Raw genomic sequence first — 12,273 nt, 5'->3', positions numbered from 1 at the left:
GTCCAGTACTTGACTGATCATCAGGTCACCCTGTTGGAATTGGTGTGTTTATCAGTAGAGTCGGCCGCCGTGACCATTGATTCCGCGCTCATCAAAAGCAGCTTCGCCGCCGTCGAGCCCCGCGGCAGCGAGATCACCACATACTTCTACGCCCATTTGTTCGAGCACAACCCTGATGTTCGCAAGCTCTTCGCCGAGCACCTCGACGAGCAGCAGGACCGCCTCTGGGCTGCGCTGACCACCCTGGTCGACAAGCTGGACGACACCGACACCGTGGTCGCCGTGCTGCAGGGCCTGGGCCGCCGGCACGCCGGCTACGGCGCCCTGCCCGCGCACTTCCCCGCCGTCGGCGCCAGCCTGCTGGCCGCCCTCGCGCACGTCGCCGGGGACGCCTGGACGCCGGCGGCCGAGGCCTCCTGGACCGCCCTGTACGGCGTCGTCGCCGAGGTCATGGGCGGGGCACTGACCGAAGCCGCCACGGGCTGAGGACCTCCCCGGTGCCCTTCGACCCCGCGGTCGTCCGTGCCAGCTTCGCCGTCGTCGAACGCCGTGCCGACCACCTGACCAAGTACTTCTACGCCCACCTGTTCACCAACAACCCGGGCGTCGAAGCACTGTTCCCGGCCCGGCTCGCCGAGCAGCGGGACCGCCTGTTCGCCGCCCTCACCCAACTGGTGCTGCGGCTGGAGGACCCGGAGAAGCTCACCGGCTACCTGGCGGCGCTCGGGCGCGACCACCGCAAGTTCCAGGCCGCGCCCGAGCACTACCCCGCCGTCGGCGCCAGCCTGATCGCCGCGCTGAAGCACTTCTCCGGCAATGCCTGGACGCCCGAGGTCGAGCAGGCCTGGGCGGAGGCGTACGGCGTCATCGCCCGGGCCATGATCGACGCGGCCGCGGCCGTCCCCGCCGACACCCCGCGCTGGTGGGACGCCGAGGTGACGGACGTCCGCCGGGCCGCCCCCGACCTGGCCGTGCTCACGCTGCGGCCCGACCGCCCGTACCCGTTCACCGCCGGCCAGTACCTGACCGTCAGCTCCGAGCGACACCCGCAGGTCTGGCGGCCCTACTCCCCGGCCTGCGCACCACGACCCGACAACACCCTGGAACTGCACGTCCGCCGGGTCCCCGACGGGCTGCTGTCCACCGCACTGGTCAACGACGTCCGGCCCGGTGAGACCCTCCGGCTCGGCCCGCCGCTCGGCGAGGCCGTGCTCGCCGAGGGCTCCGAACGGCCGCTGCTGATGGTCGCCGCCGGCACCGGCTGGGCCCAGATCAAGGCCCTGCTGGAACAGCTCGTCCGGGACGGCGGGCGGTCCGCCACCGTGTTCGTCGCCGCCCGCGACGACCACGACCAGTACGACCTGGCCGCCCTGCACGACCTGGTGAAGGAACACGCCTGGCTGCACGCCGTGCTCTCGGCGCCCGCGCCCGGCGCGTCCCGCGGCGCCGCGATCCGACTGCTCCGCGACGGCCTGCGCGACTACGGCGACTGCGCCGGCCACGACATCCACCTGTCCGGCCCGCCCGACCTCGCCCCCGCGCTCACCGCCCAACTCCTCGACCAGCACGCCGATCCCGAACTCGTCCGGCACGACCCGGTCACCGCCACGTTCAACCGCAGCCGCCCGCTCACGCCCGCGGAATGGTTCCTGGAGGAACGCGACGTGCCCTGGATCAACCGGACCGAACTCGGCCCGCCGACATGACGACGAAGGCCCCGGGTGGAAACCCGGGGCCTTCGGCTGGTGCGCTCAGCAGGATTCGAACCTGCAACCTCTTGATCCGTAGTCAAGTGCTCTATCCGTTGAGCTATGAGCGCTCGGACGGCCCCTTGCGGAACCGCGAGCGGAGATGAGTGCGCTCAGCAGGATTCGAACCTGCAACCTCTTGATCCGTAGTCAAGTGCTCTATCCGTTGAGCTATGAGCGCTCGCCCCGTCGGCCTTGGCCTCCTGGGCGGTGCGGGGACAACATTACATGACCGGCGACCTGGGGCGAAATTCATTGCCGTCGGCCCCGTCAAGGCCGCCACGGCGGCCGTCCGACAGCCGTTCGACGACTGTCCGGCGAACGATCCGGCCCCCTCCGGACAACGCAGGAGCCCCGTCGGTCTGTGACCGACGGGGCTCCCGGTGAAGCGGAGGCGGAGGGATTTGAACCCTCGATGGACGGTAAAGCCCAAACCGCATTAGCAGTGCGGCGCCATAGACCGGACTAGGCGACGCCTCCAACACCCGGACTGCGACCGGGACTCCGGCGCACTCCGTGCGACTGCGATGATGCCACAGCCGAAGGCTCCGGCACCAACCACCACAACGATACTGGCCGGGTCGTCCACGGCGCAAAGAAGAATGAGATACTCCAGTCTCCGAGGAGAGCCAGAGCCGCCCGTCGAAGCGGCGGCCCGAAGGCGTGAGGAGACCTGTCGACGTGAGCAGCAGGCCGACCCGAGGCGCTGCTCGCCTCGCCGCGATACTCGACGCACTGCCCGACCCCCTGCTGCTGGTGAACTCCAACGGCACTGTGGTCGACGTCAACAAGGCCGCCGTGGAGAGCCTGCAGGCCCCCGGCACCTCGTTGGTCGGACGGGGAGTGCTGGACCTGCTGCCGGAGTTCGACCCCAGCCGAATCCCCGGTTCGATGCGGCCCCCGGCGAGCGAGACCCAGAGCCTGGAACTACCGGTCCGGATGACCGCCCGACGCACCGACGGCACCACCTTCGCCGTCGAGGTGTCCGGCAACGACTTCAAGGACGAAGGCGGCGGGGAGGCGCACGGGTTCCTGTCCTTCACCACCACCGACCAGGACCTGCTGCTGCTCCTGGTCCGCGATCTGTCGACGCGCCTGGGCGTGGAGTCCGAACTGAGGCGCCAGCACAAACAGACCGAGATGATCCTGCGGGCCGCGGCCGAGGGCGTCCTCGGCGTCGACCTGGAGGGCCGCGTGGTGCTGGTCAACCCGGCCGCCGCGCACATCCTCGACTTCCGGGCCAGCGAGCTCGGCGGCCGTGAACTGCACCCGCTGATCCAGCACTCGCAGCCCGACGGCAGCCCGCTGGCCGCCGAGAGCTCGGCGCTGAACGACACCCTGCACTCCGGCCGCAAGCACCGGATCCGCAACACCGTGCTGTGGCGCAAGGACGGCACCCCCGTCACCGTCGACCTGACCACCGCACCGGTCCGGGACGGCGAGCAACTGGTCGGCGCGGTCATGACGTTCACCGACCGCACCCACGAACTCGCCCTGACCGCCCGGAACGAGCACCTGACCGCCGTCCTGGAGTCCGAACTCGGCGGCGCGCTCGGCGCCCTGCACCGGCGGATCGACGCGCTCGCCGCCGACCCCGCCGGGCAGCTCTGGCCGGAGGCCAACTGGACGCTGCGCCGGCTCGCCGACGAGTGCCGGCGGTTCGGCCGGCTGATCGAGGGCGTGCTGGAGCACCAGCGCTTCGAGGCCGCCGCCGACCGCGGCAAGGCCGCGCTGGACCGTGAGCGGATCGGCCTGGACGAGGTCGTGCAGCTGGCCGTCGACCGGGCCGGCGAACTGGTCGGCCCCGGCCGGGTCCGCTACTCGGTGCACGCCGCCGCCGTGAAGGTGCTCGCCGACCGCGAGCGCCTCGCCCAGGCCCTCGCGCACCTGGTCGCCGACGTCAGCGGCGTCACCCCGGTGCCCGAGCCGGCCCGGGCCGAGGACGAATCCGCCACCGCCGGCGGGCCGTTCGCCGGACCGGCGCCGGACCCGGGGCAGCCGCCGATGGTGGTGCTGGCCGCCGCGCAGCGCGGTCAGGTCGCCCGGATCGAGGTGCGCGGCCCCGCGCAGAGCGCCAGCGCCGTCCACCTGCCGATCGCCCGCGCGGCCGTGCAGCGGCACGGCGGGGTCCTGCAGCGGCACGACCTGCCCGGCGGCGGCGGGGCCACCTACGTGGTGGAGCTCCCGCTGGATCCGGACGGCGGCGACGGGGACGCGCCGGACAAGCAGCAGCACGTCCCCAAGGACTCCGACACCGCGATGCTGCCCGACCTCCCCGGGCAGCCCGCCGCGGCCGAGTCGACGCCCGCCGAGGCCGACGGACCGTCAAAGGCCGAGCCCGCCGAGGAGGACGCCGGCGGCGCCGCCCGGGCCGACGACACCCAGGGCTCCGGTCGGCGACGGGCCCGGCCGGCCCGCGAGGAGGCCCCCCGGCCCGGCACGCCGATCGCCCTCGGGCCCGGCCCGTCCGCCGCCGCCGAACCGGTCGAGCAGCGGCCCGCCGTCGAACCGCCCGCGCCCACCGGGCGGCGGGCCCGCCGGGCGGCGCACGCGGGCTCCGGCGACAGCTCGCCGGCGCTGCAGCTGCCCGGCGTCCCGGACCCCGGCACGGCGGTCTACCCGGGCCTGGAGAACGCGCTGCCGACCGCTCCGCCGGAACCCGTCACCCCGCCGAGCCAGCCCACCGGACGCCGCCGCCGGCTGGCCCTGCCCGCCGACACCGCGGAGAGCGCGGAGGAGGTGACGACGGTCCTGCCGCCCGTCCCCGCCACGGCCCCCGAACCCTCCGCCGCGCTGGAGGTCGCCCGGACCGCCGCGCCGCCCGCTCCCCCGATGCCGCCCGTGCCGCCCTCGCTGCCGGCCACGGCCGACGGCGGCCAGCCGCAGCCCGTCGGCAGCGGACTGGGCGAGCTCGTCCCGCCGCGGCCGATGGGCGGCCTCCAGAACGGCTTTCCGGGCGCGTTCCCGCCCCCCGGGACGCCGCAGCAGGCCGAACTGCCCGCCGCCGCCGGCGAGGGCGTCCCACCGGCCGTCAACGGGCAGGCACTGACCGCCGGTTCGGGCGGCGGCGCACCGGCGCTGCCCGCCGGGCCCGGCGCGGTCGAGGGCCGGACGCCGCCCCGGCCGATCGCCGAGCTGCCGCCCGCCAAGGAGCCCGCGTTCGACGGGCCCCGGCCGCTGCTGGTGTGGCCCGAGCCCGACCCGTCCACCCGCGGCGCGCTGGAGCACCGGGGCTTCCGCCCGGTCGTCGTGGCCTCCCGCGAGGAGGTCGACGCCCAGGTGCCGCAGACCCCCGCCGCGCTCTTCGTCGACCCGCTGACCGGCCCGATCACCCGCACCGCGCTGCAGTCGCTGCGCACCGCCGCCCTGGCCGGACGGATCCCCGTGCTGCTGGCCGCCGGACTCGGCCAGGCCACCCGGGACGCCGCCTACGGAGCCGACCCGGCCGTGCTGCTGCGCGCCCTGGCGCCCCGCGACGGCGAGAACCACGCCGCCCGGGTCCTGCTGGTGGAGTCCGACCCCGAGGTGGCCGCCGCCCTGGTCGCCAGCCTGGAGCGGCGCGGCATGCAGGTGGAGCACGCCACCGACGAGAACGAGGCGGTGGCCCGGGCCAGCAGCATCCAGCCCAACCTGGTGGTGCTCGACCTGCAGCGGATCGAGCGCCGCAGCCTCGGCCTGCTGGACTGGCTGCGCGCCAACGACCGCCTGCACCGCACCCCGCTGGTGGTGTACACCTCGGCCGACCTCGACCCGCAGGCCCGCCAGGGGCTGCGCACCGGCGCGAACGTGCTGTTCCTGGCCGAGCGCTCCACCACCGAGGACGTGCAGGGGCGGATCGTCGAACTGCTGGCCCGGGTCGGCGCGCTGGGGCAGGTGGCGACGGCCGCGTCGTTCTGACGCTCAGTCGGCGGACCCGGCCCGCGGCAGCCGGGCCACCAGGCGGGCGCCGGTGCGGGCGGGCTCGGCGGCCAGGGTGCCGCCGTGGTGCCCGGCGAGATCCCGGGCGATGGCCAACCCCAGCCCGGCGCCGCCCAGTTCGCGGCTGCGGGCGTCGTCGAGCCGGGTGAAGCGCTCGAACACCCGCTCCCGGTCGGCCGCCGGGATGCCCGGCCCGTCGTCGCACACCTCCAGCACCGCGTCCGGGCCCCGGACGGTGAGTCGGACCTCCACCCGGTCGGCGGCGTAGCGCTGCGCGTTGTCGACCAGGTTGGTGAGCAGCCTGGTCAGCCAGGTGCGGTTGCCCAGCACCTCCGCGCCGTCGGCGAGTTCGGCTGCGACCGGGACGCGGTCGGCGGTGCGGGCGGCCAGCGCGGCGGCGAACAGGGCGGCCAGGTCGAGGAGTTCGACGGCGACCGGGTCGGCGGCGTCCAGCCGGGCGAGCAGCAGCAGGTCGGCGGCCAGGTCCTGCAGGCGGACGGTGTCCTCCAGGGCGTCGGCGAGCAGTTCGGGCCACAGCTCGGGGTCCGGGTGGGCCAGCGCGACCTCCAGTTGGGTGCGCAGCACCGCGATAGGGCTGCGCAGTTCGTGCGAGGCGTCGGCGATGAAGCGGCGCTGGCGCAGGCCCGCGTCCTCCAGCCGGTCCAGGGTGGCGTTGACGGTGACGGCCAGCCGGGCCACCTCGTCGCCGGTGTGCGGGACGGGGACCCGGCGGTGCAGGTCGTGGCCGGTGATCTCGGCGACCTCGGCGCGGATCGCCTCCACCGGGCGCAGCGCCCGGCCGGTGACCCGCCAGGTGACGGCCGCGACCAGCAGCACCAGCACCGGGACGCCGACGGCCAGCGCGGTGCCGGTGGTGTCCCCGGCGGCCTCGACGTCGCGCAGCGAGGCGGCGGCGTGCACGGTGAGCGGCCCGTCCGGTCCGGAGACGGACATGGTGATCACCTGCTGCCGGCGGTCGTGCAGCCGCGCCCCGACCACCAGCGGCCTTTCGTCGGGCGGGAGTTGGAGCAGGCTCCGATCCGGGCCGGGGGCGCTCGGGCCGGGCGGGTTCGGGAGGGGCGGCGCGGCGGCCGGGCGGATCAGCAGGTCCGGGGTGACGGCGACCGGCTTCCCGTCGGCGTCCAGCACCCAGACGGAGGATCCGCCTCGCGGGGCGAGGACCGACGGCAGGTGCTCGCGGGAGGCCAGCTCGACCACCTTGCCGGCCTGTTCGACCGCGGAGTCCCGGGCGGTGCGCAGCAGGTTGGCGTGCAGCACGGCGAGCAGCGCGGCCGAACTGCCGCCCAGCGCGAGCGTCACCACGGCGGTGGCGGCGAAGGTGGCCCGGGCCCGCACCGAACGCGGCAGCAGCCGCCGCAGGCGCGGCGGGACCCGTGGGCGGCGCACGCGGTCAGCCACCGTCCACCGCCAGCCGGTAGCCCGCGCCGCGGACGGTGCCGACGGTGCTGCGGCCGAACGGGGCGTCGATCTTGCGGCGCAGGGCGCTGATGTGGACCTCGACGATGTTCGGGTCGCCGTCGTAGGCGGAGTCCCAGACGTGCTCCAGGATCTCCCGCTTGGAGACCACTCCGCCGGCCGCCCGGGCCAGGCACTCCAGGACGGCGAACTCGCGGGCGGTGAGCCGCACTTCGGCGCCCGCGCGGGTGCAGGTGCGGCGGGCGGGGTCGATCGCCAGGTCGCCGAACTCCAGGGTCTGCGGCAGTCGGCGGCCGGTCCGGCGGACCAGGGCGCGCAGCCGGGCCACCAGCACCACGTACGAGAATGGCTTGGACAGGAAGTCGTCGGCGCCGGTGTCCAGCGCCTCGGCCTCGTCGAGTTCGCCGTCCTTGGCGGTGAGCATCAGGATCGGGGTGTCGTCGCCGGCGGCCCGCAGCCGGGCGCAGATCCGGTAGCCGTTCAGCCGGGGCAGCATGATGTCGAGCACGATCGCGTCGTAGTCGTGCTCGGTGGCCAGCCAGAGGCCGTCCGCGCCGTCGTGGGCGACGTCGACGGCGAACCCCTCGGCCCGCAGGCCGCGTTGCAGTGCGGCGGCGAGCCGCCGTTCGTCCTCGACCACCAGTACGCGCATGGGGACCAGCGTGGCAGGCGCCGGGCCGGGCGGCGGGGGCAACTTCAGCTTGGCTTCAGGCGGGTGGCGGCATGCTGGGCGCCCGGCCGGCGGATCGGTCCCGGCCGGGTCGTCGAGGGGAAGTGGTGGGCAGATGTCCGAGCCGCAGTCGGAGCCGCAGTCGCCGGAGCCGGGGCCGGGGCCGTTGGCGTTCGACCCGGAGGTCGCGTTCGAGAAGCCGGCCGGGGCGGAGCCGCGTCGGCGCCGGGTGCCGCTGCCGAAGCGGCGGGGCGGCCGCTGGGCGCTGGGCGCGGCGGCCGTGGTGGTGGTGGTGGGCGTCGCCGCGACCGTGGCCGGGGTGGCGCTGCACCACCCGGAGCGCGGGCGGCCGATGCACGAGCGGGGGTTCGCGCACCGGGTGCCGGGCGCGCCCGAGGCACCCGATGCGCCCGGCGCGTACGGACGGCCGGGGACTCACCAGGACGGGCGGCCGGGGGCCCACCAGGACGGGTGGAAGACGGCGCACCGCGGCGCCGAGGGCGGCGGGGCGGCGACGCTCGCTCCGGCCGCGCTGCCGGCCGTGCCCGCCGATCAGGCGCTGGCCAAGGCCGCGGGCGCGGTGCCCGACGGGAAGCCGGACGCCCTGTCGGTGGTGGGCCGGGAGGGCGGCGGCAGCTCCTGGGCGGTGGAGGTGCTCGGCGCGGACGGGGTCCGCCACCTGGTGACGGTGGACGGCGCCGACGGGTCGATCACCGGCAACACCGTCGTGAACGGCCGCTGAGCGCACGCGAAGGGCCCCGCCGCGGCGCTGCGGCGGGGCCCTCGGGGTCGGTCAGCGGTGGGCGTGCACCGCGGCGCGGCCGAGTCCGCGGCGGATCGGCCGGCGGTCGGCCGGCACGGTGACGACGAACGCCGGGGCGATCGGCAGCACCACGGTCGCGCCGTGGTGCAGGCCGAAGCCGACGCCGATCACCCGGCCGCGGACCCCGCCGACGACGCAGTCGGTGGGGCAGCCGGTGGGGCAGCGCGGCGTCGCCCGGGCGGCGGTGGCCCGGCCCGTCGTCGACGTCCGCCACCGGCCGCCCACCCGGCACACGCCGTTCGTGGTCATCCCTTGCCGATCACCGTCACGTCCAGCCGGTCGGCGGCGTAGTCGGCGCGGATCACCTTCTTGTCGAACTTGCCCACCGAGGTCTTCGGCACCGCCTCGATCAGCGACCAGCGCTCGGGCAGCTGCCAGGAGGCGACCCGTTCGGCCAGGAAGGCCCGCAGCTCGGGCAGTCCGGCGGTGGCGCCGGGCCGCAGCACCACGGTGGCCAGCGGGCGCTCGCCCCACTTCTCGTCCGGGACGGCCACCACGGCGGCCTCGGCCACCTCGGGGTGGGCCATCAGGTGGTTCTCCAGGGCCTGCGAACTGATCCACTCCCCACCGGACTTGATCACGTCCTTGGCCCGGTCGGTGAGGGTCAGGTAGCCGTTGGCGGTGATGGTGCCGACGTCGCCGGTGCGCAGCCAGCCGTCCGGGCTGAACTTGTCCTCGGGCCGGACCGCCTGGCCGTCCGCGCCGCCGAAGTACGCCCCGGCGATCCACGGGCCGCGCACCTCCAGCTCGCCCTCGGCGACGCCGTCGTGCGGCACCGGTTCGCCGCCGGGGCCGATCAGCCGGGCCTCCACGGAGGCGGGGAAGACGCCCTGGGTGACCCGGTAGGTCCACTCCTCCTCGCCGGTGACGCCGGCCGGCGGGTGGGCGACGGTGCCCAGCGGGGAGGTCTCGGTCATGCCCCAGGCGTGGATGACCCGGATCCCGTGCCGTTCCTCGAACGCCTTCATCAGCGCGGGCGGGCAGGCCGAGCCGCCGATCACCACGGTCTTCAGGGTGGAGGTGTCGTAGTCGCCGGCGTCCAGCTCGTCCAGCAGGCCGGTCCAGATGGTCGGGACGGCGGCGCTGAAGGTCGGCTTCACCTGGTCGATCATCGCGGCCAGCGGCTTGGGCTGCAGGAAGCGGTCCGGCATCAGCAGGCTCGCGCCGGTCATGAACGCCGCGTGCGGGATGCCCCAGGAATTCACGTGGAACATCGGGACCACCGGCAGCACGGTGTCGCGGGCGGTCAGGCCGAAGCTGTCGGCGGCGATGATCTGCATCGAGTGCAGGTAGATCGACCGGTGGCTGTACACCACGCCCTTGGGGTCGCCGGTGGTGCCGGAGGTGTAGCAGAGCGCGGCGGCCTGCTTCTCGTCGATGTCGGTCTGCCACGGGTAGTCGGTCCGGCGGCCCGCGATCAGTGCCTCGTAGTCGTGCACCGTCCCCTCGAAGCCCGCCAGCAGCGCCGGATCGTACGGCCCGGCCACCACCAGGTGCCGGACGACGTCGCCGACCTGCGGCAGGACGGCGGCGAGCAGCGGCAGCACCGATCCGTTGACGATCACCACCCGGTCCGCGGCGTGCCGGAGGATGTACGCCAGCTGGTCGGCGGGCAGCCGCAGGTTCAGGGTGTGCAGCACGGCGCCCATGGACGGGATCGCCAGGTACGCCTCCTGGTGCTCGGTGTTGTTCCACATCAGGGTGCCGACGGCCTCGCCGTCCGCGACGTCGAACTCCTCGCGGAGCGCGTGCGCGAGCTGCGCGGCGCGGGCGCCGATCTCGGCGAAGGTCCGCACGACCGGGCCGTTCTCGGTCCAGGTGGTCACGGTCGACCGGCCGTGGATGGTGGACCCGTGCTGCAGAATCCGGGCGACGGTGAGTGGAACGTCCTGCATCGTGCTGTACACCAGGGTCCTCCTTGACCGGCCCGCGGTTGTTACCCGCAGGTAGTAGGCGATGCCCTCGATTGTTTCCCCGGCACACCCGCGCTGTCAGTAGCCGCAACCGAGATGAGACCGACGCCGCGGACCTGCACGGCTGTCCGTCTCCGCGCGTGTCCGTCCGGGTCCGCGGCGTGTTCGGAATCCGGGGCTCCGCCACTGTTCCCATGGTCGCGCCCCGGAGGCCGGTGGGCGGCAGACCGCCCCCGATCGGCGGGCGGCAGCCGGCCTCGACCGATGGGTGGTAACCGTCTTTGACCAAAAGCACTCCTTACGCCACACTCGATCTCATGCCAGGCACCTCCCTCACCGTTGAAAGCACTACTGAACTCCCCGCTATCACCTCCATTTCCAAGGTCGAAGGCGGCTCCGGTCGGGCGCGGGCCAGCGGAATGCGGCGACGGCTGGGCGGCATCCCGGCCCCGGTGCTGTGCGTGGTCTCGATGGTGGCGGTGCAGCTCGGCGTGGCGGCCTCCAAGCCGCTGTTCGGAGTGCTGGGAGTGGCCGGCGCGACCTTCCTGCGGATCTCCTTCGCCGCCGTCGTCCTGCTCGCCTTCACCCGCCCCCGGCTGCGCGGCCGCAGCCCGCGCGACCTGGCGATGGCCGGCCTGCTCGGCGTGGCGTCCGCCGGCATGACCCTGCTGTTCGCCGCGGCCGTCGACCGGCTGCCGATGGGCACCGCCGCCACCATCGAGTTCCTCGGCCCGCTCGCCGTCGCGCTGGTCTTCGCCCGCCGCGCCGGACACGTGCTGTGGGCGATGCTCGCCGCCGGCGGCGTGGTGCTGCTCACCCTGTTCGGCCACGGCGAGTCCGGCTCCGGCCTGGACCCGGTCGGCCTGGCCTGTGCCTTCGGGGCGGCCGCCTGCTACGCCGGCTACATCCTGTTCACCGACAAGGTCGGCGCGGCGTTCCGGGGGTTCGAGGGCCTGGCGGTCTCGTTCACCGTCGGCATGGTCGTGCTCGCCCCGTTCGGCGCCGCCGAGGCGCTGCACGGCCTGTCCGGCGCTTCCTCCCCCGCGCTGCTGCTGCTCGCCGTCGCGGGTGTCGCGCTGCTCTTCCCGGTGCTGCCGTACGCGCTGGAGATGGTCGCGCTGCGCCGGATGTCCCAGCGGGTGTTCAGCGTGATCGTCAGCCTGGACCCGGCGGTCAGCGCGCTGGTCGGACTGCTGGTGCTCGGCCAGGTGCTGGGCCTGCCGCAGCTGATCGGCATCTGCTGCGTGGTCGCCGCCAGCGTCGGGGCGACCCTCACCGCCCGACGGTAGGGCGGTCCTTCCGGTCGGAAAACCCCTCGGGGGTGCGGCGGTCGCCGCACCCCCGAGGGGTTTTCCGTTCGTCTGTGCACCCCGAGGCGGGTGACCCTTTCCACTCCCGGGTGCTCCGGCGGCAGGTGCTCCGGCCGGTCCGGCGCCCCCGCCGGTCCGTCCGCACCTCCCGCCGGGAGGTCAGTGGCGATGGACCGGCGCGAGGACGGCGCCGGCGTCGGAGGCCGCACCGCCGATCGGGCCGTGGCCTGCGGCCGGGCGGGTGGTGCGTAAGTGCGTCATGGATTCCTCCGTGCTGCCGATGGTCGCTCCGGTCACTGCCGATGACCGTGAATCGCTGCCCTTCACTTCCGAGGACCAGAATTCCGCAACAAATCGACAAAGCACCAGCACCGCTGGGCCTTTTCCCTCATTAGCGTGATCCGCGCACCCCCGCGCATGCCCCTGCCCGGGGGCCCCGGGTCTGCGGAAGACC

Annotated in this window: 9 protein-coding genes and 3 tRNA genes; 5 read left to right on the top strand and 7 right to left on the bottom strand. The window is 74.6% G+C overall.

The features are described 5' to 3' along the window. Positions 1 to 9 precede the first annotated feature (9 nt). Both CG736_RS29400 and CG736_RS29395 read left to right on the top strand, forming a co-directional pair. Positions 10 to 486, top strand: a complete 477-nt coding sequence (locus tag CG736_RS29400; protein WP_157815788.1) for a globin domain-containing protein — start codon at positions 10 to 12, stop codon at positions 484 to 486. Between the two features lie 11 nt (positions 487 to 497). Then, entirely contained in the window at positions 498 to 1,706 is a 1,209-nt protein-coding gene (locus CG736_RS29395) for a globin domain-containing protein (RefSeq protein WP_100589174.1), read from the top strand. A 37-nt stretch (positions 1,707 to 1,743) separates the two neighbouring features. On the opposite strand, the gene CG736_RS29390 is transcribed toward CG736_RS29395, so the two are convergent. The 3 genes from CG736_RS29390 to CG736_RS29380 form a co-directional block, all read right to left on the bottom strand. After that, positions 1,744 to 1,819: transfer RNA gene (locus CG736_RS29390), tRNA-Arg, on the bottom strand. 37 nt (positions 1,820 to 1,856) lie between these two features. Next, positions 1,857 to 1,929, bottom strand: a tRNA-Arg gene (locus tag CG736_RS29385). A gap of 208 nt (positions 1,930 to 2,137) precedes the next feature. Then, positions 2,138 to 2,228 (bottom strand) — tRNA-Ser (locus CG736_RS29380). 201 nt (positions 2,229 to 2,429) lie between these two features. Between CG736_RS29380 and CG736_RS29375 the strand changes: the two genes are divergently transcribed. Then, on the top strand, positions 2,430 to 5,645 hold the full coding sequence (locus CG736_RS29375; protein ID WP_100589173.1) for a PAS domain-containing protein: 3,216 nt from the start codon (positions 2,430 to 2,432) through the stop codon (positions 5,643 to 5,645). A gap of 3 nt (positions 5,646 to 5,648) precedes the next feature. Here the strand turns inward: CG736_RS29375 and CG736_RS29370 are convergent, their stop codons facing one another. Further along, a complete protein-coding gene (locus CG736_RS29370) occupies positions 5,649 to 7,073 on the bottom strand; it encodes a cell wall metabolism sensor histidine kinase WalK (protein ID WP_304528228.1) in 1,425 nt (474 codons plus the stop codon). A gap of 4 nt (positions 7,074 to 7,077) precedes the next feature. Continuing rightward, entirely contained in the window at positions 7,078 to 7,755 is a 678-nt protein-coding gene (locus CG736_RS29365; RefSeq protein WP_100589172.1) for a response regulator transcription factor, read from the bottom strand. A gap of 133 nt (positions 7,756 to 7,888) precedes the next feature. Between CG736_RS29365 and CG736_RS29360 the strand changes: the two genes are divergently transcribed. Continuing rightward, positions 7,889 to 8,515 carry a PepSY domain-containing protein gene (locus CG736_RS29360; RefSeq protein WP_100589171.1) on the top strand — a complete coding sequence of 209 codons (627 nt, stop codon included), beginning with the start codon at positions 7,889 to 7,891 and terminating at the stop codon, positions 8,513 to 8,515. A gap of 51 nt (positions 8,516 to 8,566) precedes the next feature. Here the strand turns inward: CG736_RS29360 and CG736_RS29355 are convergent, their stop codons facing one another. Then, positions 8,567 to 8,845, bottom strand: coding sequence for a hypothetical protein (locus CG736_RS29355; RefSeq protein ID WP_100589170.1), 279 nt, complete (start codon positions 8,843 to 8,845; stop codon positions 8,567 to 8,569). Then, positions 8,842 to 10,503, bottom strand: coding sequence for a long-chain fatty acid--CoA ligase (locus CG736_RS29350; RefSeq protein WP_100589169.1), 1,662 nt, complete (start codon positions 10,501 to 10,503; stop codon positions 8,842 to 8,844). Before CG736_RS29350 ends, CG736_RS29355 begins: the two co-directional genes overlap by 4 nt. Positions 10,504 to 10,826: 323 nt before the next feature. Between CG736_RS29350 and CG736_RS29345 the strand changes: the two genes are divergently transcribed. Beyond that, a complete protein-coding gene (locus CG736_RS29345) occupies positions 10,827 to 11,798 on the top strand; it encodes a DMT family transporter (protein ID WP_157815787.1) in 972 nt (323 codons plus the stop codon). Positions 11,799 to 12,273: the final 475 nt, after the last annotated feature.

This window comes from Kitasatospora sp. CB02891 (assembly GCF_002803145.1).
GTDB lineage: Bacteria > Actinomycetota > Actinomycetes > Streptomycetales > Streptomycetaceae > Kitasatospora > Kitasatospora griseola.
This window is presented reverse-complemented; position numbering and strand designations above follow the sequence as displayed.